Annotated in this window: 22 protein-coding genes and 1 pseudogene; 10 read left to right on the plus strand and 13 right to left on the minus strand. The window is 66.9% G+C overall.

The window, feature by feature from the left end; translation table 11 throughout:
• Positions 1-435: 435 nt before the first annotated feature.
• From ENSA7_RS34970 to ENSA7_RS34980, 3 genes are all read right to left on the minus strand, one after another.
• Positions 436-624, minus strand: a complete 189-nt coding sequence (locus ENSA7_RS34970; protein WP_106093752.1) for a hypothetical protein — start codon at positions 622-624, stop codon at positions 436-438.
• A gap of 237 nt (positions 625-861) precedes the next feature.
• A complete protein-coding gene (gene ribA, locus ENSA7_RS34975; RefSeq protein ID WP_106093753.1) occupies positions 862-1,464 on the minus strand; it encodes a GTP cyclohydrolase II in 603 nt (200 codons plus the stop codon).
• 1 nt (position 1,465) lies between these two features.
• Positions 1,466-2,230 (minus strand): Fic family protein, encoded by a 765-nt coding sequence (locus tag ENSA7_RS34980; protein WP_052548741.1) that lies wholly within the window; start codon positions 2,228-2,230, stop codon positions 1,466-1,468.
• Positions 2,231-2,376: 146 nt separating this feature from the next.
• Between ENSA7_RS34980 and rsmH the strand changes: the two genes are divergently transcribed.
• The 3 genes from rsmH to ENSA7_RS34995 are packed head-to-tail and all read left to right on the plus strand — an operon-like array spanning position 2,377 to position 6,130.
• Complete coding sequence (rsmH, locus tag ENSA7_RS34985) at positions 2,377-3,336, plus strand: 16S rRNA (cytosine(1402)-N(4))-methyltransferase RsmH (protein ID WP_106093755.1); 960 nt, start codon at positions 2,377-2,379, stop codon at positions 3,334-3,336.
• 35 nt (positions 3,337-3,371) lie between these two features.
• Positions 3,372-3,896, plus strand: coding sequence for an FtsB/FtsL family cell division protein (locus tag ENSA7_RS34990; RefSeq protein ID WP_106093756.1), 525 nt, complete (start codon positions 3,372-3,374; stop codon positions 3,894-3,896).
• Positions 3,893-6,130 carry a PASTA domain-containing penicillin-binding protein gene (locus ENSA7_RS34995; RefSeq protein WP_106093757.1) on the plus strand — a complete coding sequence of 746 codons (2,238 nt, stop codon included), beginning with the start codon at positions 3,893-3,895 and terminating at the stop codon, positions 6,128-6,130. The genes ENSA7_RS34990 and ENSA7_RS34995 overlap by 4 nt, the downstream gene beginning before the upstream one ends.
• A gap of 114 nt (positions 6,131-6,244) precedes the next feature.
• Here ENSA7_RS34995 and ENSA7_RS35000 read toward each other — a convergent pair whose 3' ends face one another.
• Positions 6,245-6,766, minus strand: a complete 522-nt coding sequence (locus tag ENSA7_RS35000; RefSeq protein WP_106093758.1) for a hypothetical protein — start codon at positions 6,764-6,766, stop codon at positions 6,245-6,247.
• Positions 6,767-6,848: 82 nt separating this feature from the next.
• On the opposite strand from ENSA7_RS35000, the gene ENSA7_RS44540 reads away from it, so the two are divergent.
• Complete coding sequence (locus ENSA7_RS44540; protein WP_106093759.1) at positions 6,849-7,103, plus strand: hypothetical protein; 255 nt, start codon at positions 6,849-6,851, stop codon at positions 7,101-7,103.
• 199 nt (positions 7,104-7,302) lie between these two features.
• Entirely contained in the window at positions 7,303-8,085 is a 783-nt protein-coding gene (locus ENSA7_RS35010; protein ID WP_146158497.1) for a hypothetical protein, read from the plus strand.
• An 851-nt stretch (positions 8,086-8,936) separates the two neighbouring features.
• Here the strand turns inward: ENSA7_RS35010 and ENSA7_RS35015 are convergent.
• The gene (locus tag ENSA7_RS35015; protein WP_106093761.1) at positions 8,937-10,004 is read right to left on the minus strand and encodes a methyltransferase; all 1,068 of its coding nucleotides are present in this window, start codon (positions 10,002-10,004) and stop codon (positions 8,937-8,939) included.
• A gap of 99 nt (positions 10,005-10,103) precedes the next feature.
• On the opposite strand from ENSA7_RS35015, the gene ENSA7_RS35020 reads away from it, so the two are divergent.
• Both ENSA7_RS35020 and ENSA7_RS35025 read left to right on the plus strand, forming a co-directional pair.
• Entirely contained in the window at positions 10,104-10,862 is a 759-nt protein-coding gene (locus ENSA7_RS35020) for a M50 family metallopeptidase (RefSeq protein WP_106093762.1), read from the plus strand.
• A gap of 21 nt (positions 10,863-10,883) precedes the next feature.
• On the plus strand, positions 10,884-11,510 hold the full coding sequence (locus ENSA7_RS35025) for a glutathione S-transferase family protein (RefSeq protein WP_106093763.1): 627 nt from the start codon (positions 10,884-10,886) through the stop codon (positions 11,508-11,510).
• 13 nt (positions 11,511-11,523) lie between these two features.
• Here the strand turns inward: ENSA7_RS35025 and ENSA7_RS35030 are convergent, their stop codons facing one another.
• The 6 genes and pseudogenes from ENSA7_RS35030 to ENSA7_RS35060 all read right to left on the minus strand — a co-directional run bounded on the left by ENSA7_RS35030 (position 11,524) and on the right by ENSA7_RS35060 (position 16,497).
• Complete coding sequence (locus ENSA7_RS35030) at positions 11,524-12,234, minus strand: DUF2293 domain-containing protein (RefSeq protein ID WP_106093764.1); 711 nt, start codon at positions 12,232-12,234, stop codon at positions 11,524-11,526.
• A 41-nt stretch (positions 12,235-12,275) separates the two neighbouring features.
• Entirely contained in the window at positions 12,276-13,298 is a 1,023-nt protein-coding gene (locus ENSA7_RS45160) for a DUF4349 domain-containing protein (RefSeq protein ID WP_219908113.1), read from the minus strand.
• Between the two features lie 138 nt (positions 13,299-13,436).
• Positions 13,437-13,736: pseudogene (locus tag ENSA7_RS35040) on the minus strand (ArsC/Spx/MgsR family protein); the annotation flags it as partial.
• Positions 13,737-13,827: 91 nt separating this feature from the next.
• Positions 13,828-14,211 carry a VOC family protein gene (locus ENSA7_RS35045; protein ID WP_106093767.1) on the minus strand — a complete coding sequence of 128 codons (384 nt, stop codon included), beginning with the start codon at positions 14,209-14,211 and terminating at the stop codon, positions 13,828-13,830.
• An 87-nt stretch (positions 14,212-14,298) separates the two neighbouring features.
• A complete protein-coding gene (gene recA, locus ENSA7_RS35050) occupies positions 14,299-15,390 on the minus strand; it encodes a recombinase RecA (protein ID WP_106093768.1) in 1,092 nt (363 codons plus the stop codon).
• Positions 15,391-15,813: 423 nt separating this feature from the next.
• Positions 15,814-16,497, minus strand: coding sequence for a hypothetical protein (locus ENSA7_RS35060; protein WP_146158498.1), 684 nt, complete (start codon positions 16,495-16,497; stop codon positions 15,814-15,816).
• 331 nt (positions 16,498-16,828) lie between these two features.
• Between ENSA7_RS35060 and ENSA7_RS35065 the strand changes: the two genes are divergently transcribed.
• Positions 16,829-17,539 carry an SDR family NAD(P)-dependent oxidoreductase gene (locus tag ENSA7_RS35065; protein ID WP_106093771.1) on the plus strand — a complete coding sequence of 237 codons (711 nt, stop codon included), beginning with the start codon at positions 16,829-16,831 and terminating at the stop codon, positions 17,537-17,539.
• Between the two features lie 7 nt (positions 17,540-17,546).
• Here ENSA7_RS35065 and ENSA7_RS35070 read toward each other — a convergent pair whose 3' ends face one another.
• A complete protein-coding gene (locus ENSA7_RS35070; RefSeq protein ID WP_146158499.1) occupies positions 17,547-18,608 on the minus strand; it encodes a M28 family metallopeptidase in 1,062 nt (353 codons plus the stop codon).
• A gap of 35 nt (positions 18,609-18,643) precedes the next feature.
• Positions 18,644-19,933, minus strand: a complete 1,290-nt coding sequence (locus ENSA7_RS35075) for a hypothetical protein (RefSeq protein WP_181234414.1) — start codon at positions 19,931-19,933, stop codon at positions 18,644-18,646.
• 215 nt (positions 19,934-20,148) lie between these two features.
• Between ENSA7_RS35075 and ENSA7_RS35085 the strand changes: the two genes are divergently transcribed.
• Together ENSA7_RS35085 and ENSA7_RS35090 are read left to right on the plus strand one after the other, a co-directional pair.
• The gene (locus ENSA7_RS35085; protein ID WP_106093775.1) at positions 20,149-21,330 is read left to right on the plus strand and encodes a hypothetical protein; all 1,182 of its coding nucleotides are present in this window, start codon (positions 20,149-20,151) and stop codon (positions 21,328-21,330) included.
• Positions 21,331-21,336: 6 nt separating this feature from the next.
• Positions 21,337-23,790 (plus strand): TonB-dependent receptor family protein, encoded by a 2,454-nt coding sequence (locus ENSA7_RS35090; RefSeq protein WP_106093776.1) that lies wholly within the window; start codon positions 21,337-21,339, stop codon positions 23,788-23,790.
• Positions 23,791-23,797 lie beyond the last annotated feature (7 nt).

Below are 23,797 nucleotides of genomic sequence, written 5' to 3' on the forward strand. Positions count from 1 at the left end.
TCCGAACTCGTGCCACATGTTCGAACTCTATTGCGCCGGCGAATCGACGTGCCAACCGTCGCTCGAGATTGGACAGCCATGTGATGATGCGTATGCCTGCGTATTTGGGGCGTACTGCAAAGGGGTGGGTTCGGGATCGACGGGAGTATGTGAGCCGGTAATCAGTCAAGGGGGTGCGTGCGAGCCCCAGGACCTGAACACCTGCGAGCGTCCTGCGGAGGCCGATGAGGCCGCTTACTGCGATCCCAGCAGGAACGGGGGCACGTGCGTGCTTGGAGTCCCCGGGATTTGTTCTGGCCACCATCCGCTCTTGCGCGGGGGCTAAGGGCCTACGATTTCAGCAAGGACAGCTACGGCAAGCCCGAGTATGAAGCGCTGCGACCGGTCGTTGACGATTGGCGTCCCAAGTAGGACTCGTTGCTGCGGCTCATCCCCTTACCCCGATACTGCCGGCCACAGGTAGACCAGGCCGACCGGCTCGATCCGGCACAGCTGGATCTCGTAGAGGGCGCGCAGATCCGCGGGCTCATGCTCGATCTCGCGTTGGATCGCGGCGACCCGATCTTTGAGGGCGTCGCGGTCGGCCAGGCTCTGGCCAAAGTCTGCGCGGACGCGGCCCAGCAAGGCCCGACGCTGGCGCCATCGCAGGCGCCGTCGTGGGCTTCAACTCGAGCCCCAGGCTGTCGTCCTTGTCGTCATCTTGCCAGCGCAGGTCGAGACTCAGCGTCGGGTCGGACGTGTCCGCGAGCGCAGGTCCTCGAAGGTCGCGTCACGGGCAGCTTCGGTATCGACCGCGAAAACGCGGGTCGAGTCTGAGTCAGTTGAGGCGGCGACGATGACGAGCGACGACGGACCGCGACCTTAGAGCACGTGGCCCATCTTGGCCTTCTTGGTCCGCAGGTACTGCACATTCTCATCCCGCGGCTCACTGACAATCGCCTCACGAGAGGCGATCTGCACACCATTGCTGCGCAGCCCTTCGACCTTGAGCGGGTTATTCGTGTGCAGCACGATCGACTCGACCTCGAGCGCGTGGATCATGGCCGCGGCCAGATCGTAGCGACGCATGTCACCGTCGAACCCAAGGTGCAGGTTGGCCTCCAGGGTGTCGTACCCGTTGTCCTGCAGCTCGTAGGCACGAACTTTCTCAGCAATGCCGATCCCGCGGCCCTCTTGGCGCATGTAGATGATCAGCCCGAAGTGATCGGCGCCGATCCGGTCGAGCGCGAGCTCGAGCTGGTCGCGGCAGTCGCAGCGGAGCGAGCCGAACACGTCGCCCGTGAGGCACTCGGAGTGGACGCGCGTGGGGACTTCGGCGGCGCCGGCGATGTTGCCGCAGACGATGGCGACGTCGTCGAGCCGGCGGCCCTCCACGTCTGTGAAGGAGACGACCTCGAGCTCGCCGTGGCGGGACGGCAAGCTTGCGCGGGCGTAGACCCGAACGACCGGTGTGCTCGAGAGCACCTCAGAAGTCCCGGCTCGAGTCGACAATGCCCTGGTAGAGCCTGTTGCTGGCAACCATTCCCTCGCTGATCGAGCTGACTACCAACTCCAGTAGCTCATCCTGGTCCCGCTGCAACGTGTCGTAGTAGCGGTGCCGGTCCACGTGGTGGATGATGGCGGGCCAGTAGCTCTCGTTGATGAGGATGTGGTTCATGGCCAGCCGCGCGACTCGCCCGCTGATCTCTGGCCACGGGAGGATGCGGATGACCTCACGGTGCACTTCGCACGCGAGCTCGATCGGGTGGGCGCGCTTGCACTCCTCCGTGCGAAACCAGTCGGTCAGCTTGCGCATGCGGTAGCTGATCTTGTCAGCCTGCGCGAGCTCGTGAAAATACATGCGGTGGATCGGGTTGTCCTTGCGGTACTGAACCTGATCCTTCTTGTCGGCCGGCAGCAAGATCTGGTGGAGCCGCTTGAGCCAGTCGAGGTTGAGGCTCAGCCGCTTGCCGCGTGACTGCAGGATGTAGTCGATGCCCTCGTAGAGCGACGAGATGTGGTTGTAGCCGGGGATCAGCGCCGGGGTACTGATGATCTCCGGGTCGATCGCGGCCTTGATCTCGGCGACGGAGAGGACGGTGCCCTCGAGCGCGAAGTCGTGGAAGATCCACGACATCCGAAACCGCTCGTCGAACGCGGCGCGCTGTCGGGGACCGAGCATGCCAAGCTTCTCGAGCAGCAGCTCCGAAGCCTCGTGCAACTGGCGAAAATTCCTGGTTCGCGGCGCCATCGGGCTTTCTTCGTACTCAAGCCCCATACCGGGGGTGGCGGAACCTACTCGCCGGTTTTGGTGGGGTCAACTCTCTGGGACCTAAGTCTTCGTCATTCCAGCGAAAATTTTGACCCTGGGCCGCCCTGCTGGCACGAGGGAGGACAGTGCCGGAGTTCCACGTCAGCGTGCTCGCGCAGCAACTGTGCGATGCGGTCGCGCCCGCGATCGACGCACATCCGGACGGGGTCGTCGTCGACGCGACCTGCGGCGCGGGTGGGCACACCCACGCGATCCTGCAGCGGAGCCGCCCTGCCCGGGTGATCCTGCTGGACCAGGATCCGGCCGCGCTCGCGCACGCGAAGGCGCGACTGGCCGGCGCGCCGTGCCCACTCGAGTTTCGCCACGCTCGCTTCTCGACCCTCGGCGCCGTTTTGGATGACCTGAACATCCCGCAGATCGCCGCTCTGATCGCAGACATCGGAGTATCCTCACACCAGCTCGACACCGGCGGGCGCGGGTTTTCGTTCCGCGAGGACGCGCCGCTCGACATGCGCATGGACCCAACTGCGGGGCCCACGGCGGCGCAGGTGCTCGAGAACATCGAGGTCGGGGAGCTCGCCGATCTGCTGCGTCGCTACGGTGAAGAGCCGGAGGCCCGGCGGGTGGCGGCGGCGATCGTGGCGGCTCGACCCACGACCACGGGCGCGCTCGCGTCGGTGGTCGAGAACGCGATGTCAGGCCGCGCGCGCCGCCTGCTCGGCAAGCGGATCCACCCAGCGACCCGGACCTTTCAGGCGCTGCGGATCTTCGTCAACCGCGAGCTCGACGAGCTCGACGCGCTGCTCGAGCACGGGCCACAGCGCCTGTGCGTCGGCGGGCGCATGGCGGTGATCAGCTTCCACTCCCTCGAGGATCGCCGGGTCAAGCGTCGCTTCACCGAGCTGACCCGCGCCCCCGAGCTCCCGCGTGGGCTGCCGATGACCGCCGCCGAGCTGCCTCGCGCCCGGTTTGCGATCCCGGCTGGGTTCCCCCGTCGGGGCGCGCAGGCGGATCAGGCCGAGCTCGACTCCAACCCTCGATCCCGCAGCGCGCGACTGCGGGTGATTGAACGCGTGATGCCATGAGCCTGCTACGTCGCCGCCGCCCCCCTGAGCCAGCTGTGGCCGAGCCCACCACCTCGGTCGTGGTCCTGCCTCGCTCACGCCGACGCGGACCCGCGGGCAATGTCGCGGCCGAGCGACTGCGCCGCAAGCAGGCCAAGGTCGAGGTCCAAGATGGCCGACCGCACGGGTGGGGCCGGGCCGAAGATCCCGATGCCGAGTCCCGCGAGAAATTTAGCTTTCTGGCTCGCCGCCGGGCCAATGGCACGCCGCTGCTGTTGTTCACCGTGCTCGCGGTGCTGACCGGAGTCGGCCTGGCGCGGGTCGAGTCGCGGATCGAGATCCTCGACGTCGCCAACGAGATCACCGAGCTCAGCGGGGATCAGCAGCGCTTGCTGGATCGCAAGCGTCGACTCGAGACCGAGCGCGCGTACCTGCGGCGACCGGCGCGGGTCAGCGATCAGGCGACCGAGCGGCTGGGCATGGAGCCGGCGCCCCCCGAGCGAATTCAGCGGATCGAGCTGCTGCCCGCCGCGCTGCCCGAGCCCGAAGCTGATGTTGAATCCGAGAGGCCAAATCCGTGAAGACCAAGGTCCGCCGCAATATCGATCTGATCGCCAAGCACGGGCTGGGCTTGCTCCGCAAGGCCAAGCTGACGGCGTCGGCTGACCCCACGGACCCCGATCCGACCGCGCCGAGCCAGCCGAGCCAGCCAGTCATGCCCAAGCCACCCCGCGCACGGCGGCCGCGGTTGCCGGATCTCTCCGAGCTGCCCCAGCTCCCCCAGCTCCCCCAGCTCCCGGAGATGGCCAGCGACATTCGCTCGATCCGTCGCCGCTCGGCGATCGTCGGCGGCCTGGTGATCGCCGGCTTGCTGGGCATGGGCTGGCGCAGCTGGAACATCGCCGTCGAGCACCACGCCGAGTACGCCGCGCAGGGCAACCGCCAGCAGCTGCGCACCTACACGCTAGCAGCCAGCCGCGGCAACGTGGTCGATCGCAATCACATCTCGCTGGCGGTCAATGATCGGCTCGAGCGGATTGTCATGAACCCGCGGTTGATCCGGGCTTACGACAAGCAAGACAAAGTGCTCGAGTTCTTGCTGACCATGTTCGGGCCGGAGCACGCCGACTACATCGTCAGCGAGCTCGAGCGGGACAAGGCTTACCGCAAGCTCAAGCTGCCGCTCGACGAGGACAAGGTCGCGGCCGTGCGCGCGGCCAAGCTGCCGGGGATCCGGCTCGAGCAGGATCCTCATCGTGTCTACCCTCGCGGGTCGCTGGCGGCCCACGTGCTCGGCCGCGTCAACGCGCAGGGCCAGGGCAACCTCGGCGTCGAGCTTGGTCTCAACGATGATCTGGCCGGGCGCGCGGCCAGCTCTCCAGCCTATTACGCGGCGTTTGGCGGGGTCGGCCACAAGCTGCTCGTCGACGGCCACCCCGACCATGGGATCTCGCGCGGGCACACGGTCGTGCTGACGATCGACTCGGCGATCCAGGCCATGGCCGAGCAAGAGATCGACACCCTGGTCCGCAACTGGCACCCGGTCGGCGCCAGCGTGATCGTGCTGGATCCCAGCTCGGGCCAGATCCTGGCCCTCGCCAATCGGCCGACCTTCGACCCGAACCACCCGGTTGCGAGCACCTCGCAGACGGTCAACCTCGCGGTCCAGCACGCCTACGAGCCGGGCTCGACGCTCAAGGCGATCACCGTCGCGGCCGCGCTCGAGCAGGGCACGATCCGGGCGGATCAGACCTTCTTTTGCGAAGAGGGGCGCTGGCAGTACACGCCGCGTCACGCGATCCGGGACACCAAGAACAAGGGCTGGCTCGACGTCACGGACATCCTCGCGGTCTCCTCGAATATCTGCACGACCAAGATCTACGAGACTTTGGGCAAAGAGTCGCTGTATCGCTGGATTCGTCGGTTTCACTTTGGCGACCGACCCGAGATCCAGCTGCCCGCCGTGAGCCCCGGCATGGTCGCCGATTGGCGCAAGTGGTCCGACATCCAGGCCGCCAACGTCAGCTTTGGCCAGGGCATGAGCGCGAGCCCGCTGCAGGTCGCCGCCGCGTTTGCGGCGCTGGCCAACGGCGGCGTGTACCGGACGCCAACCCTCGTCGCGCAGGTGCTCGACGCCGACAGCGAGGTCGTCTGGGATCACGAAATCGACGGAGTCGAGGGCGAGCGGATCGTCCGTAAAGCGACCGCCGACACCGTGCTCGAGATGCTGACGGCCGTGGTCGAGACCCGCGAGGGCACCGGGAAGAAGGCCAAGATCGAGGGATACGAAGTCGCCGGCAAGACCTCGACCGCGCAAAAGGCCAACCCCCAGGGCGGGTATTTCGAGGACCAGTACTACGCGAGCTTCGTCGGCGCGGTGCCAGCCAACGGGCCCAAGCTGGTGATCTTGGTGTCGGTCGATAACCCCGAGGGTGGCCACTACGGGAACGAGGTCGCGGCGCCAACCTTCGCGCGGCTCGGGGCCCGGGTCCTGGCGTACATGGGGGTCCCCGGTAAAGACGGCACGCTGCCGGTCCCCGATGCGATCGCCCTGGCCGAGGACGCGCCCGCGCTGGTCGAGGGGTTCATCCCGGACCTCGACGTGCAGCCGGCGTTGCCGGGGCGCCGGGCCGTGGAGTTCACGACGGGGCTGCCGGACTTTACCGGGCTGACGCTCGCGCAGGCGCTGGCGGAGGCCGAGAAGGCCCACGTGGAGCTGCAGGCGAGCGGCTCGGGGTTGGCGGTTGGGCAGAGCGTGCCGCCGGGACCGGTGCAAGCTGGCGCCGAGGTGATCGTGCACTTCCAGCCGCTCTAAACCGACACACTGCGCGGGGTAATTGTCAGATCGAACCACCGGCGCCCGCCGTCGACTGGGCCGGCCCGTCCGGTCTACACCACGCGCCACGCCCCCGCTCGCCGCGGTGGTCGCCTACCACACGACCGCGTAGGACAGGGTGATCTGGTCGTAGGCCGCGGTTCGGCAGTCCCAGGCCGACTCGACCAGCGGCTTGCCCTGTGAATTCAACGCCTCGAGCGTGCAGGCCAGCGACTCGTGGTCAAACGTGAACATGCGCTTTAGCGAGCCGCCCTCCTCCTCGAACCGAACCCGCATTTCATAGGTGCCCTCGGCGTCGATCGAGCAGTCGCTGTCGACGTAGCACTCCCAGTCGGCGAGCTCGTTGACGCTCACGCTGGTCGACCAGCCATACAGGCTCTTGCCACCGAGCTCCACGGCGGTACTCGATGCCATGGTCGAGCCGATCTGCTCCCAGGTCTCGCTGCTTTGGTTGAAGGCTTCGATGTTGACGGTTGCACCTGCTGCGGATGCGTAGCCGTGGAAGCCGAGCGGGACGTCGGGATCGAGGTGGTCCCCGGTGACCGGGGAGTAGACGCAGGCGCTGAGACTGGCGATTGCGGCGAGGATCGCCAGACGTGTGATTGTGTGTTGCATGACTTGCTCCTTGCCTCGAGACGAAGCAAGGGCCATGCCCGGCCGAGGACGCTCAGCCGCGTGAATTTTTCGGTGTCCTCAGATGAGGACTGTGGGGGTCGCCAAGGCCGAGCTCGGGCGACGACTCGATCGCGCGCCGAGCTGGGTGAGCCGTCGGCTGGCGCTGGTCGAGGCGCTGCCCGAGGCCGCGCAGGAGTCAGTGCGGGTGGGAAAGGTAAGCGTGCAAGTCGCTACCAAGATCCTCGTGCCATTGGCCCGGGCCAACGTCGACGACTGTGAAGTGCAGACACGGCCAACGTCCGCAGTTGAGCGGGGCATGGTCGCTGGGTTAGTCTGACGGCGGCATGTGGATTCGCTCGTCCCTGTTTGTCATTTCGCTGCTCGGATTCACGTGCTCGCCCGGGAGTCCGCCGCACTCTGCTCGGCTGCAAGACGGGCCGAGCGCCGACTCGGCGCAGAAGCCATTGGCCGAGGAAGAGCCCAAGACGAATGAAGCCGCACCTGCTTCCGAGCCTCAGGAGCCGACAAGTCCCACGGTGCGAGCCGTCGATCGCCTGGCAGTCGGCTGGTACGACGCGTCGCGGCCCGATCCCGTCATGGAACTACTCTGCGAGTCCTCGGCAGACTGGATGCACGCCGAGGACGAGGAGATGTTCTCCTGCACGGTCACGCAAGAGACCGTCCACGTGGTAGATCCCAACGGCGTGGCGGCGTGGACTGTCCAGCATGGGGCCATGGGCAAGCAAAGCGGCGCTCCGCGGTTGATACCAAACGGCACGAGTCTACCGCAGCGGTCGATGCCCGTGCTCGTGATGCCCGAGCCGCCACCGGCGGCAGATGCTCGGATTTTGCCAGTGAGCGTGTCGAGTCCCTCGGACCGGGCGAAGGCGGCCACGGCGGCGGTGGCGAAGGCGGTCGCAGCGATCGAGCACGAAGTGCACGATGCCAGCGAGCTACCGATGACAGCCATGTTCGAGATCATTGGGAGCGTCGGCAGCTTCGGCGGGAAGGCTGACACCCTCGTTGTATATGAGGTGGAGGACAGCTCGGCCGACTGGGTGGGCTCCCAGGTTCTCGTGGCGCTCGCAGACCAGGAGGTCGTCGGGGTGTTCGGTACTCCGCCGCTGTCCTGGTACCACTACCAAGCTGTCGGCGCGACCGATCTCGACGGCGATGGCGTACAAGAAGTGCTGTGGTGGGCCCGCGCCGACGGCGTGGGAGTTGGCCTCAACCTGACCTACTTCGCCGGCGGTGCCCACCACGAGACCAACCTGTTCTCATGCCAGTGCGGCGAGGCGTTCAAGTCGGTCTATCGCTGAGCGCCCACGCTGCCCCTTCCCAAGCCAGATCAACTCAGGCCTACGCGTCAAGCAATTGAGTTCTACACTCCGACACGAACACATACGACCCCCATTCAGCAGCAAAGAATATGGGGTTTGGAACGATGATCTCAAAATCGTTGTCTCGAAGGTCTGGGATAGCGGAAACCTGACGGTAAGGTAGCCATGATCGCAATTCTAATGGGCCCAAACAACAAGGCAGTCGAACTCTCACTGCGCGGACCACTCGTGGTCGGACATAGGCCGGATTTTCTCTTTCTTTGGCGAGAGCCAGCATACCTGGAGAGGTTCAACCAGGGCTTCATAGCGGGAGGGATGGTCGCCGCTCGACTTATCGAACTCACGGCCACCCTCGAGAGTGCAGCCCAAAATCAATGGCGCCCAGGGGAGGTCTACGAACTCGAAGCCTGGCGAGGTCACCGAGGGCTGTGGACAACGGTCAACGAGGGCCTGGGCCCTTGCATTGCGCTCATGCTACACCTCGAGCCGAACCTTGGCATCGAACTCGAGTATAGTCTCGATCCTACAGAACAGACAGCATGGGCCCCCTTCTCTGAAGATAGTCTGCTATCTCATATTGAGCGGTTCACTGTCGTTCCAACGTAGCCCTGACAGGAGTGCGCGGAGACCCGGGCTGAGAGTCTGCGGGGGGAACATCCGACGATCAGAGGCTCGAGGCAGCTCGGCAGTACGCGAGAGCCGCGACCCCGGACCCATCTTCGTCGTATCCATTCAGCGAACCGCGTGGCGGCCCGATTGACGCGCAGACCGAACACCCCGACCTCTTGCTTCTCGCGAGCCCGCCGGAGCGAGGCCCGTTCGGTCGACGCTCAGCGGCGGCAGCTGAGCAGCGTGTGGGCCAGCCCGATCCCATCGTGCTCGGCGTCGACCTCGAGCTCGGCCTGGCGCACACAATCCAGGAACACATCCGCGCGGTACAGCTGGCTGTTGCCGTTGGCGAGCGCCGTGAAATACAGCGACGTCATCTGCAGGCAAAATTTCGCCGCCGCGAAGCGCTGGCGATCCCAGAAGGTCTCGAGGATGAAGATCCGCGCGTCGCCCTCGAGCGCCGCCCCGCAGCGACGCAAGATCGCCACGATCTCCGCCTCCGAGAAACAATCCAGGAACTGGCTCATCCAGATCACGTCGAACCCGCGCGGAACCTCGCAGCGCTCGTCGAGCAAGTCGACGGCGAGGAACCGGGCCCGATCGAGCAGCCCCTCGGCGGCGATGTTGCGCCGGGCGACGTCGAGCTGGCCGGGGAGATCCATGATCGTGATCTCGATCTCGGGGTCGTGGCGCATGCAGGCGATCGCCCACTTGCCCGTGTTGCCGCCGATGTCCAGCAACCGGCGCGGCTTCGACTTCAGCACCAACGGCAGCGCGACCGGGAACGCGCTGTCGGAGTAGTGGTGGTCGAACCCAAACCACGACTGCTGAACTTGACCGGGCAGCTGGGCCAGGCCCGCGTAGATCGTGGGCCACTCACCGAACACCTGCAGCCCGGCGGGCTTGCCCGACGCGATCGCCTCGTCGAGGTGGGCGAGGCCGCGGTAGTTCACGTCACGCGTGAAGTCCATGTTCGCCCGGGTCATGCCGTCGTGCTGGAGGTAGTGCGCGGTGTTGGTCAGCTGGTAGCGGCGCTGCTCGTCCTCGCTGAACAGGCCGATCCCGAGCCCAGCCTCGAGCAACACGCGGACGCCGTAGTGCGGCAGCGAGACCTGCTCGGCGATCTGTTCGAGGGTCAGGCCGTCGGGGCTGCGCTCGATCGCCGCGAACACGCCGCGATCTCGCAGCACACACGCGGCCTGAAACACGAAGGGCGCGAACGCAATCCACTGGGCACGCTCGAGTGCTTCCAGTGCGCTGACGGAGGTCTTGTTGGGCCGAGGCGTCATCGCTGGAAGCAAGGTAACGTAATCGAGCGCGATCTCGATGGGTGGTGGTGAGATTTTCGACCTCTGGACGGCTGGGCCCGGATACGGGATGGTAGAGGCATGAGCGACGACTCGAGCCCAGCGGAGCGCGTCGCTCGACGCCGCCGGGCCGTCATCTGGGGCGGCGTCGCGATCCCGCTGTTGCTCTACGTGATCCCGTACGGGCACGTGGTCGGTCGGCCGCTCGTGTGGCTGTCGACGCTCGTCCACGAGCTCGGCCACGGGATCACGGCGTGGCTGGTCGGCGGCAGCTTCGACCACTTCGTGATGTTCACCGACGGGTCCGGCGTGGCCCACTGCAACGGCCAGCATGAGTGGGGGCACGCGCTGACCTGCGCGGGTGGACTGGTCGGGCCCGCGCTGATCGCCGCGATCGGGTTCGTGGTCGCCCGGCGCGAGCGGGCCTCGCAGGTTGGCCTGGGGGTGGTCGCGCTCGCGCTGCTGGTGCTCACGATCGCGGTCGCTGGCAACGCGTTCGCGTGGGTGTTCATGCTCTCGATCGTGGCGGTGCTCACGTGGATCGTCGCGCGGCGCAGCGCCGAGCCAGCGCAGATCGCCACCGTGTTCCTCTCGATCCAGCTCGCGCTCAGCGTGTTCTCGCGCGGGGACTACCTGTTCATGCGCGAGGCGACCACCGGCGAGGGCGTGTCACCGTCTGACGTGGCGATCATGTCCAAGATGGTCGGCGGGCCGTTTTGGATGTGGGGTCTGGCCTGCGGCGGGTTCTCGATCCTGGTCCTGGCGGCGGGGCTGTGGCTGTTCACGCGGGGCTACCTGGATCTGCGATGGCCCCGGCGCAAGGCCGTCGCCGCTCGCTGAGATTGCGTATCATCCGCGGCGATGTCCATCGTCCTCTACCACCATCCCTGGTCGCGCGCCGCCAACGTCGTGTGGATGCTCGAAGAGCTCGAGCAAGCCTACGAGCTGCGCTACGTCGACATCCTCGCGGGCGAGCAGTCGACCGAGGCGTTCCGCCAGCGCAATCGCATGTCCAAGCTCCCGTCGCTGCTCGACGGTGACACGGTGGTCAGCGAGACCGCTGCGATCGGCGTGTACCTGGCGGATCGCTACAGCCTTGGCCAGCTCGCCCCCGCGCTCGACGACCCCGCGCGTGGGCCCTACCTGCGCTGGTGCTTCTTCGCCCCCTCGGTGCTCGAGCCCGGCTGCGCGGCGCACAGCTCGAACTGGGACTTCAAGCCGGGCTCGGTCGGTTGGGGCACTTGGGAGAACATGCTCGCGACTTTGGAAGACGGCATCGGCGAGGGCCCGTGGCTGCTGGGAGATCGCTTCACCATGGCTGACGTGATCCTGGGCGGCACGGTCGCGTTTATGCTGCAATTCAAGATGCTCGAGGCCCGGCCGGCGTTCGTCGCCTATGTGGAGCGGCTGAACCAGCGGCCGGCGCGGATCCGATCGAACGAGAAGAACGCCGCGATCGCGGACGCCCACGGGCTCGAGCAGTCTTAGTCGCGACAAGTCGCTACAGGAGATCGTCGGGCTCCGACTCGGCCGCGACCGCAGCCAGCCCGCGCTCGAGCGGGCAGCTTCGCGGGTCGACGACCTGCCCGCGACGGTAGCGCTCGAGCAGCTCGCGCGAGCGCTGGGCGAGCAACCGGCGGACCTCCCGGCGCATGCCCTTGACGCGGGGGATCGTCAGCGAGTCGTAGCCGGTGGTCTGGTGGCGCAGCCACGCGATCGTGGCGGCCTCGGCTCGGCGCTCGATCGGGATCCGCTTGGTCCGCGCGACCGTGCCGCTGCCAACCGGCACCGCGTGGGCGGAGATCGCCGCGGCCAGCCGCCTGGCCAGACCCGCGTGGCGGGGCGCGAAGTTCAGGAAGCTCAGGATCTCGAGCTCGAACTCGTCGGCGTAGTCGGCCTGCGCGACCGCTCGGCGCTGGCGGCCGGCCTCGAGCTTGCGCGCGTACTCGGGCTTGGCCCGCTCGAGCTCGAGCTCGCTGCGGAGCGCCGCGATGTGCTTGGACGGCGCCCACAGCCCGAGCGAGAAGCTCTTGCGGCCGCGGCGTTGCTTGACCGTCCAGGTCGGGCCGGCCTTCTTGACGCGACGGGTCAGCGCCGCGTCACCGGGGGGCAGCAGGGTCCAGTCCTGGGGGACCTCGAGCAGCTCGCCGGCCTCGGTGCGGACTTGCCGAGGGCCGGGGCCGGGGGCGACTTCGCGAGTCTTCGCGGGCACGGCCGAGACATACGGCGCGGACGCGAGCGACTCAAGCCCGGTCAGCGATAAGCCGTGATCTCGACGCCGAGATCGTCCACCCACGGAAACGGATCGTTGCTCGTGGGCAGTTGGCCAACGTCCGTGCGCGGGCTCAGGATCACGGTCAACGTCGAGAAGTCGATCATCTCCGCCAGCTGGCGCATGCGCACGCGCGCGGCCTCGAGCTCGATGCGGATCCGGTCGAGCTCGACGCGGATCTTCAGCGCCTGCTCGACGCTCGTGGCCCGAGCCAGCAGCGCCTCGAGCTGCGCGACGATCTCCTCGAGCACGAGGATCCGCGAGTCGAGATCGATGTACTCGGCGGTGACGTCCTCCGCGAGCAAGGTCCGATCGAGCACGACGCCCAGCGCCATCAGCTCCTTCATGGCGTCGAACAACCGGTTGGCCCGGATCCGAATGGTGATCTGGTAGTCGTAGCGCGACTCGATCCAGCCGCCGTAGCGCTGCGGCAGGCTCTCGGTCAGCTCGGCGGCGGCGTCGAGATCAAACACCGCGACGTGCAGCAGCGCCGTGTAGATGACCTGGCGCGTGACGTCGCCGTGGTCCGCGGGATCTTGCTCGGTCGCGGTGAGCTCTGGAGCCTCGGCGGGCGCCGGGGCAGCGATACCGCCCGTTGGCGCCATCTCGGCCGAACTGGTGACGCGCTTGCCGAGCTTGCGACTGGCCTTGCCCTTGGCCTCGACCCGGCGCTCGCGGCCGCCTCCGCGCGGGGCGTCGCGACTTGAGGTCGCGGACTCGGCCATCACTGGCGCGGGACTAGGCGACAGCATGTCGTCCTCGAACCTATAGTCCTCGTCGTCGTCGCTGTCGCCCACACAGATCCCGCTGTCGCAGTACAGCCCCGGATCACACCCACCGCCGGCCGTGCACGAACACCCCTGCGACCCAACCGAGCACTCGGCAACCGGCGCGACCGCGACCCGGTTGGTGTTGGCGGTGACCTGCATGCACGCGAGCGGCAGCGCCAACACCACGCCGATCGAGAACAGCCGCAGCAACGATAGCCAACGGTAGTTGGACATGGCCCAGCTTAGCAGCTGCCGACTGTCGATCGCGGACATTTGGCAGGCACGAGCCGCCGATATTTTCGGCGCTCACACAGACGCGGCCGCCCAGCTCCAAGCTTGGCTGCGCCGCACCAGGCTGGCGGTCGGCGTTGACTACAGCAGCGTCAAGATCGCCTCGACCGGCCGACCCACGACCGCCGCGTCTCCGTGCACCGCGATCGGTCGCTGGATCAGCGTGGGGTGCTCGACCATGTGGCGGATCAGGGTCGCCGCAGGCTCGCTGCCGTCGAGGCCCAGCGCTTTGTTGGCGGCATCCCGCGTGCGCAGGAGATCGGCTGGTTCGAGCTTCAGCAGCTTCAGGATCCGGCGCAGCTCGGCCTCGTCGAGCGGCGTCTTTGTGTACTCGCGGTAGCGGTAGTCCACGCCGCGGTCGTTGAGCAAGGCGACCGCCTTGCGACAGGTGCTTCAGGTGCGCTTGCAGATGAGCTCGAGCATGGCGGGAGACTGCCACGGGCGTCGCTGGCTCGTCACCCCCGCTGGCTCGTCACCCCCCGCTGCGGGGCACGTGCTGATCCAGCATGATCTTGTTGCCGTCTGGATCCTCGAACACGATGTGCGCCACGCCATCGCCGGGCTCGGCGGTCGTGGCGATCTTCACGCCTGCGGCCTGCAGCCGGGCCTGGATGTCGCGGACGTCCTCGAAGGTGTCGAGCGGCTTGGCTTCGTCGCTCCACCCGGGGTTGAAGGTGAGGATGTTGTCCTCGAACATGCCGGCGAACAGGCCGATGGTCGCGGAACCGCAGCGCATGATCGCCCAGCCCTGCTTGGGTTCCCCACCGAAGTTGGTGAAGCCCAGTTGTTCGTAGAACGCGATCGAGACGTCTATGTCTTTGACCGCGAGCGAGACCGAGAATGCGCCGAGGCTCATGCTACGGGTCTAACACAGCTGTCGTGAGCAGAGCGGACCGGGAGCGGCGGCTGGGATCACCGCCGCTCCCGCTCAGCCCACGCCAGGTCAGGCGGCAGCCTTCTCTTTGTCTTTGTCCTGGCCCGCGGCTGACACCTCCGGCTTGGAGGCGCTCAGTGCCGCGACCAGTTGCTCGCGCTCGGACGGGTTCTCGCGCAGCCAGGTGACCACATTGTTGCGCCCCTGCCCGAGCCGCCGATCACCCCACGAGAACCAACTGCCGGCCTTGCTGATCACGCCGGCCTCCAGGCCGCGATCCAGGACCTCGGCCTCGCGGTCGATACCCCGACCAAACGCGATCTCGAACTCCGCCCGGGCGAACGGCGGCGCGCACTTGTTCTTGACCACCTTCACGCGGGTGCGCGAGCCGATCGGCGTGTCGCCGTCCTTGAGCGTGGCGATCCGGCGGATGTCCAGCCGCACGCTCGCGTAGTACTTGAGCGCGTTGCCGCCGGTCGTGACCTCCGGGCTGCCGAAGGTCACCCCGATCTTGTGGCGCAGCTGGTTGATGAACACCATCAGCGTGTTGGTCTGCGCCGCCACGCCCGACAGCTTGCGCATGGCCTGGCTCATGAGCCGGGCCTGCAAGCCAAGGTGATGGTCGCCCATCTCGCCCTCGAGCTCGGCCTTGGGGATCAGCGCCGCGACCGAGTCGACCACGATCAGCCCCACCGCGCCCGTGCGCGCCAGCGAGTCGGCGATCTCGAGCGCCTGCTCGCCGTGGTCGGGCTGACTGACGAGCAGCTCGCTGGGATCCACCCCCAGCGCCTTCGCGTAATGGATGTCGAGCGCATGCTCGGCGTCGATGAACGCACACACGAGCCCGCGCCGCTGGGCCTCGGCGATCAGGTGCAGCGTGAGCGTGGTCTTGCCCGACGACTCGGGCCCGTAGATCTCGACGATGCGCCCGAGCGGGAGCCCGCCGATGCCCAGCGCAGCGTCGAGGTTGAGCGAGCCCGTGGGGACCGCGTCGTAACGCGGCTGATCACCAGGATCGCCGCCCAACGCCATGATCGCGCCCTTGCCAAAGCGCTCGCAGATCGACGCCACGGTGTTGCGCACGGTCTGGCGCAGCGGCGACTCGTCGTCTTGTTTGGAGGTGAGAGAGGAGCTTGTGTTCGGTGGCTTGTTTCGTGCCATGACGAACCCGTAAAAGCGAAGACTGAGCCAGATCGAAGGTTGATTGATCTTGCATAGTTACGGGGATCGGCGGTCGCGAGAGTGGCCCGCCAGCGGGCCAGCGTCCCGTGGGCGGGCCACCTCGGCGGCCCGTGAGCTGACCGGATGTCGACGTCACGTGGGCAGCTTCAAGACCCGCATGATCGCTTCTTCGCTCTCCGCACCCTTCGTGTTGTCCAACTTGCCCATGCGGCTCTTGAACCGGAGGGACAGGCCGCGCAGCTCGTTTGCGCGGCTCCAGTGGGACGAGCGACGTTCGCCGAACCAACGGGCGCGGGTGTCAGCTGGACCCGTTCCGCGCGCCTGGTGACGCCGCACCCGTGCGCCAAGCGTGCTCCGCGTCTTGGCGGCGCTCCTGAGCGGTTCGCTCGACGAGTGACCCCGCTACTCGAACAGCGGCCCGTCCTCGTTGAACTGCAAGTTCCAGAGGATCCGCTCCCAGTCGCTGTTGATCCCGCTGCGATCCTGCCCGTACGGATAGTCGACATGGGCGATGAACACCACGTCGTCCTTCGGGAACATGAACCGGCGGATCTCCTGATCCGGATACCCAGTGTCGCTGTCGACGGTGTGGGCGACGACCTCGATGCCGCGGCGGCCTGGCTTGGACAGGTACTCGTCGAAGTAGTTGAGGCTGTCGACCTGGAAACCGGCCTGCTCGTACTGCAGCTTGTAGCTGGCGGTCGAGCGCTCGTTGATGATCATGTCGGACTTGTCGGTGACGAAGATCGTCAGGACCCGGCTGCCGCCCTCGTCCTCGTCCTCGTCGTCGGAGTCCCAGTCGCTGTCGGAGCTGCTCTCTTCGAACGGGCTGCTGCAGCGAACCAGCGGGATCCACTTGGCGTCGGGCCCCTCAGGCGCGTGCGATGCCTCGACGCAGTCTTTGTAGACGTACAGGACGTCCGGTGTGTAGAAGGTGATCTCGATCCCGGGGATCTTGATGATCTTCCCGTCCTTCTCGGTGGTTCCGGTGGTCGGCTTGTTGAGCCAACGCGCGCGCTCGGATTTCTTCTTGCTGCCGCCGCCGTCTTTTTTACAGGCGGTCAGGCTGAGGCCGGCGGTGGCCATGAGAGCGATGAGCAGGATCGACGTGAATTTGGGCGTCTGCATGTCGGCGGGGGCCGTCGGGGCGGCGGGCGAACCTTAGCAAAGGTCGGGCGCGGCGGTAAATCCGCTGGCGCGAGCGCGTGTACAGGGTCGCAAGCACATGTGCGGGGACGCAGAGATGGCGCCGAGGCAGCGTGTCAGCCGCAGTTTGCGACCTCGAGCGGATTGCGTGGCCCTGTTCGTGTGGGCTGACTTGCGTAGATCGCAAGCCTCGGCCCGCCGACCTCGGGCCCCGCTGGCGCGGCGCAGAGTTGGCCGAGCGCCGCTCGCTCATCCGGCTATCCTGCGCCGCATGAGCGAACCCACCGTGATCGTGACTGGCGCGAGCGCGGGCATTGGCTTGGCGATCGCCGAGCGCTTCGCCTCGCGCGGTCATCGGGTCATCAGCTTGGCCCGGCGTCGCTGCCCGATCGACATCGTCGAGAGCCTGCTGATCGACCTGGCCGGCACCGACGTGGTGCCGGAGCTGCTCCCCAAGCTGCTCCCGCTGTTGCCCCCCAACGCCGGGGTGATCCACGTGATCCACAACGCGGCCGCGTTGCCGCATGACGACGCGCTCGAGGTCGAGGGGCCCGTGCTCGAGCGGACCTTGCGGCTCAACGTGGTCACGCCAGCGCTGCTCAACGCGGCGATCATCCCGGTCATGGCGCCCGGCTCGTCGATCATCTTCGTGGGCTCGACGCTGTCGGAGAAGGGGGTGCCGAGGCGGCTCAGCTATGTGACCGGCAAGCACGCGATGCTCGGCCTGATGCGCGCGACGGTCCAGGATCTGTGGGGCCGGGGGATCAACACGCTGTGTGTGGCGCCGGGCTTCGTCGACACCGGGATGCTGCGGCCCGTGTTGGATCTCGACCCGATGTTCGAGCGCGAGGTGCTGGACATGGTCTCGTATGGGCGGCTGATCGAGCCGGAGGAGATCGCGGAGATCGTCGAGTTCGCCACGCGCTCGCCTGCGCTCAACGGGGCGCTGCTCAACGCGAACCTGGGCCAGCGACAAAATTGATGCGGAGCTACAGGAGCTCGGCCGCGGCCCCGGCAGCGGCGCGCACGACCTTGGTCGCAAACTCGAGGTTGATGGTCTCGAAGCTGTCGGGCCGGCCTTCGCAGTGATACGTGTCCGCGCGGAAGTCCGCGGTGTCCGAGAAGAACACGCAGGGCACATTGTGGCGCCAGAAGTTCGCGTGATCCGAGCGCCGTAGATCCGCGAGCATCGGCTCGTTGGTGAGCGCGGCCGGGATCTCGACGACCAGGTCGTGCAGCTGCAGGCGGGTCGCGTGGGCGTGGAGCAGCCCGACCGCATCGTGGGCGCCGTCGTCGGCCAGGATCGCGATGAAGTCGGCACGAAATTCTCGCGCCGCGACCGAGGCGATCTGCTTGGCGAACATCACGTCGACGCCGGGCGGGAGCCGCTGACTGTTCGGGGTGCTGTCGGCGTACGCGATCGCGTCAAGGTTGAAATACAGCGCGATCTCGCGGCTGTCGGCGATCGCCGCGTCGACCCAGGCGCGCGAGCCATGCAGCCCGGTCTCTTCCTGGTCCCAGCACGCGACGGTGATCGAGCGCTCCCACTCGTGAGCCCCGAGCACCCGCGCGAGCTCGAGCACCGCGGCGGTGCCCGAGGCGTTGTCGTCGGCGCCCGGGCAGTCTTCGATGTGATCGTAGTGGGCGCCGATCACCAGCTCGGGCAGCGAGGAATCTTTGCCGCCCTTGCGGCCGACCACGCTGACACCTGCGCCGTCGACCTCGAACCGAGTGGCCGCGAACCCTGCCGCTTCAAACACCTCGAGGCAGCGATCTTGAACGACCTGCCAGTGCGGCGATCCAGGCGGGCGCGGGGCCGCGATCAGCTGCAGATCAGCGGCGTAGCGAGCCGCGTCGACCTCGTCGGCGATCGCGGCGGCGGCCTCGCTGGCGACCGGTTCGGGCTCCGGCTCCGGCTCGGCCATGGGGGCGGGTGTGGGCTTCGCCTCCGCGGCCGGCTTGGGCTCGGCCGCGGGCTCCGGCTCAGTCTGGCAGGCGCTGCCGCACACGAGCGTGGGCAACAGGACAAACGCGATCAACGCTGGGCGCACGGCGCCCAGCATCGCACGAACTCAGCGACCGGGGACTACTGTTCGTCGGTCGACGACGTGCACTCGGCGATCCCCAGCTGGGCCTGCAGCGCGCAGTTGTAGTCGGTCAAGACCGCGCTGGCGGCCTCGCCAGCGGGGACGTCATCGTCCTTGACCGCGGTGATCCACGCCGTCCAGTTGTCCCGGTAGTCGGCAGCATCGAACCCGTCGAGATCGACCATGAACGGCTCGACGAGCTTGCTGTAGGTCGAGCCTTCGTTGGCCCCGGTGTGCCCCTCGGGGGTGGCCATGAGGCTGTCGACGCTCGGCAGCGCGAGGTCGGTGTACTTGCGGGTGCGCTTGACGAACGCGATGTTCATCTGGCGGAGCACGTCGTCGGCATCGATCTCGGCCGGGTCACCGAGCAGCGCGTCTTCGATGATCGCAATGCCGGGCGTGTTCTTGGTGGCCATGCGATCTTCGATGATCTGAAACGCGCCGTAGGCTTGGTGCGCGTACCAGGCCGCGGTCGCGGCGTCGCCCTCGCTCGCGGCGTCGGCCGACCACTGCATGGTCAAGCGGTGCGCCAGCGCGTAGGTGGTCTTCTCGACCACCTGCTTGGCGGGCGGCACGACCCAGTCATCGATCGCCCACGACTCGGCGCCCTCGATCCCGCTGTGGCCCCACTCGAAGCCCTGATCGATGTCGGCCTCGATCGTGTCGCCAGCCAGGCCGATGCCGTCAGCCAGCTGCGCGAGCGGGCGCAGGTTGCCGTCCCAGTAGCACCAAGCCGCGTCCCAGCGGGCGTAGAGCACCGCGGGATCGTTGCTGGGGTCGGGCAGCGTCGCGGCCACGTCGCTGATCTCGTGGCGGATGTACTGCTGCATGACCAGATAGATCCGCCACTCGATATCCAACAGGTCGAGCTCGGTGCCCTGCAGCGCGGTCAGGATCATCGCGTCGTCGATCAGGGTGCCGGCGTCGACGCGCCCGGTGACCGCGCCTGCGAGCTGCACGAACTCTTGCAGCCCCGTGCCGACGTAGGCGGCCTCGATCTCCAGCGGGTCAGGACTCCCGCTCTGGTTTTCGGCCACGATCGTCGCGAGGTTGACGGTCGCCGCCTCGCACAAGGTGTTGGGCGTGTCGCCAAGTCCGGGCTTCTCGGTGTCGCCGTCGCCGTCGCCGGAATCACCGTCGCCATCACCAGGATCGCCGTCGCCATCGCCGGGATCACCGTCGCCATCGCCGGGGTCGCCATCGCCGTCGCCCGGCGTACCGGTGTCAGATGCGTCATCACCGACGTCCTGCATGGGATCGTCGGTGCACCCAAACAGCGTGAGCGGCACGGCGAGCAAGAGGGAAGTGCGGAGTTGGCGGCAAGTTGTGGAGCGAGTCATGTTCGAAGATCTGTCCCTGAGGTGCCCTCGGCGGGCCGCGGAGCAAGCTAATGAAAACAGTTTTCAATTGCAAGAATGACAGAGGTGAGTGTCCGCTCATCGCGAGAAAGCTTGAATTTTTTGGCCTTGACGACTACCCCGGTTGGCTTTCAAGCTTCGATCAAATGAAAGCGACTTTCATTTGCGAGCTATTTGTGATCGCGGCGGGTCTGACGATCGCGCCGGCTTGCGTCGCCCTCGAGTTGCCGCCGCCCGGTCAAGACGAGACGGGCGAGAGCGGCGAGTCCGGATGCGAGCCAGACGACGAGGCCTGCGACCCGACCCACGACCTGTCCGGCGAGCTGATCTTGTTCGTCAACGCCCGGCTGTCGGGCGACGCCTATCAGAGTCACCTGCCGCTCGACGCGGAGGGCACGTACATCGGCAACGCGCTGTACCTCTACGATCCAACCCGCGAGTGTGAGGACGGCGGCAATTCGTGCCGGTTGAGCAAGGTCGGCCACCTGCGCCTCGACGAACAGCTGGGGGAGATCTCGGTCGCGGACAAGAGCCTGCGCAAATTCGTCGCCAACGATCTCGCGTGGCACCCCGACCAGGGCCTGTGGGCCGCCAGCTTTGACTCGCTCAACGACGAGTGGTCGATCACCGAGCTCACGGTCGATGACTGGAGCCGCACCGACAACCTGATCGGGCTCGAGCGCTGGGTGATCCCGCCCGGCCCGGCCGAGAGCCCGAGCACGGATCCCTGCTACTGGTTCGAGGCTGTCAGCGGGCTCGGCTTCGCGGGCGACGAGCTGCTGCTCGGAGTCCGTGGCGCTGGCAGCAAGGGCTTGGTCACCGACGGCTCGCTGCTGCGCGTAGACCTCGAGGTGCTCGAGCAGGGCCACTGCGTGCACCCCAGCGACGTCAGCCAAGATCCGCTCTACTACGCCTGCGACGTGGTCTGTGAGCAGTGGTGCAGCTTTGGCCAGAAGCTGGGCGTCGCTGGCGATGTGATCGAGGACCTGCAGGGCGTCGGCGCTTCGGCGTGGCTGCGCAGCGAAGACGAGGCCGTGATGGCGCTCGGCCACAACGAGCTCAGCTCGTGCGTCGCGCCCACACCCGGCGAGGTCGCGACCGCCGTGTCCGACAACGTGTTCATCGACGACGTCGTACGCGGCGACGAGATCGACGGCCTCGCGCGCGTCGGCGGCAAGCTCTACGGGCTGTCCGTCTACGGCAAGGTCTACGCGATCGACGAGGTCACGCGCGTGGTCGAGCTGATCGACGATCTCGAGGGCCTGTTCCCCGACGACGGCCTGCGGCTTCGCGGCGCGACCGAGATCGTGGTCCCGTCGACCCGATAGCGCCCGATGTTGGTCTCGATCCTCTGGTTGGGGTTGGCCGGGCCACCGGCTGAGCCACCAACCCCAGACGATGACGTGCAGACCGAGCGCGAGCGAGGCGAGTTCGCGCCCGTCGAGATCACCGCGCCGCCCGAGCGCGAGCGCGAGCCCGAGCCCGAACCCGAGCCCAAGCCCGAGCCCGAGCCCGAGCCCGAGCCACCGCTCGAGCAGGTCCCGGTCGACGACGACATCCCGCTCGACGAGGATCTCGAGGAGGACCTCGAGAGTGACGAGGACGTGCGCGAGATCATCGTCGACGCCAGCGCGCTCGGGAACGCCAACGCGCTCGACGTGTTCAACCACGCTGGCGGTCGCGTCGTCGTCGACAAGCAAGAGATGGTCGAGCGTGGCGCGACCAACGTCGGTGAGGCGCTGGACCGCAAGCCGGGCGTACGCACGGTCGAGGGCAACTCGGGCCTCGGCAGCCAGGACACCAAGCTGCAGGTGGCGGTGCGCGGGGTCAACCCGCGCCTGAGCGCGCGCGCGACCGTGCTGCTCGACGAGATCCCGATCGCCCCGGCGCCCTACGGTCAGCCGCAGCTGAGCCTGTTCCCGATCTCGCTGTTCTCGATCGCCGATATCGACGTGGTCCGCGGCGGCGCCACGGCTCGCTACGGGCCGCAGACCTCGGGCGGCGTGTTCAACCTGATCTCCAACCCGATCCCCGAGCACCCGCGCATCGCCGTGTTCACGCAGGGTGACTCGAACCGCGACTTCTCGCTGGGCGGCGCGTACGGGGCCACGCACGGCCGGTTTGGCATGTACCTCGAGTACGCGCCCCGGGTCGGTCGGAGCTGGCGCGAGCACAGCGACAAGCTCGTCCACGGCGGGCTCGCCAAGTTTGCCTGGCAGTTCAACCCCAAGGTCCGGCTCGAGTCGATCAGCCACGGCTACTTCGAAGACAGCGAGCTCCCCGGCGGGCTGTCGCGCGCGGCCTACAACGAAGACCCGTTTCAGAGCCGCCGACCCTTCGACGAATTCCGGGGCATGCGGTTTGGGACCGCGCTCAAGCTGAGCGCGCAGCTCGGCGAGCGACAGGACCTCAAGATCTCGACCTGGTACAACCGCAGCTACCGCAGCACCACGATCGCCAACACGCCCGGCGACACCCGCTCGCTCATTGAAGAGATCGTGATTCGCCCGCGCACCTATGATGTGATGGGCATCGAGCCGCGCTGGACCATGCGGTTCGACGCGGACAAGCACGACTTCTCCCATCAGCTCTCGATTGGCGCCCGCGCAGCCTACGAGATCGCCTCGATGCAGACCTTCACGGCCAGGCCCGACGACTCGCTGCTGGTCGACGACAACGACACGTGCCGCTTGAACGCCGACGGGCAGCTCGCCGCTGGCGACAAGTGCACGAGCGACGACGACGCGCGCACGGGCGCGTACGCAGGCTATGTGAATGAGAAGCTGATCTTCCTGGGTGGCGATCTGGCGATCGACGTCGGCGTGCGCCTGGAATTCATCAGGCTCTCACGGCGCGCCAACCTCGAGGAGTTTGTCGTCGATCGCAGGTATTGGGCGCCGCTCCCGGCCGCCTCGGTGTGGTACGCGCCGATCGACGAGTTTGCGCTGTTTGCCGCGTACGGGCGCTCGTTCGGGCCACCGCAGTATCTTCAGGTGATCGTCGTGGGTGTCGACGATCAGCTGGTGCCCGAGACCTCCAACAGCGTGGAGCTGGGTGTCAAGGCGCTCGAGCTCGGCGGCGTGTATGGCGAAGTGACCGGGTGGTACAAGGAATTCACCAATTTCATCGACGTCGGCGAAGAGAGCTTTGACAATATCCGCAAGATCCACATCTGGGGGATCGAGAGCGAGCTTTCTTGGTATCCCGGCGAGGTTTGGGACAGCCTCGACGACATCGAGTATTATGTTGGGTACGGCTGGACTGACAGCTACGTGCTGGGATTGACCTACACTGGCAACAAGATGCCGTGGTACCCCGAGCACGAGCTGTGGGCCGGGGCCAGCTACGGGTTCGACTTTGGCCTCAAGTTTGGTGCCGACCTCAGCTACTACGGCAAGCAATACACCGACTATGAGAATCGTGAGCAAGAGGACCAAGACACCGCCGCCTACGGTCCGATCCCGGATTATGCAACGATCAACGTGTGGGCGAGCATGCAGACGCCCCTGGCGACCAGCTGGCAGCTGGAATTCACCACGGGGATCAAGAATATCGGCGACGCCCGCTACTTCTCGCGCACCGACGATCGCAACGCTGGGATCCTGGTCGGGCGGCCGCGAACCTTCTATTTCAACGTTGGCTTTGCCCATGATTTCTTGCCCAAGCACATGCGCGCGAATCGACGCAAGCGCGCGGCCGACAAGCGCGCAGCTGGCCGAAGTGGGCATGGCAATCAGCAATACAGCGTTCTCGACGGGAGCCAGGGACGCCCGTCATGGCGGCTTTGAGCTGTCG

The sequence above is a fragment of the Enhygromyxa salina genome (genome assembly GCF_002994635.1).
GTDB classification, from domain to species: Bacteria; Myxococcota_A; Polyangia; order Nannocystales; family Nannocystaceae; genus Plesiocystis; species Plesiocystis salina_B.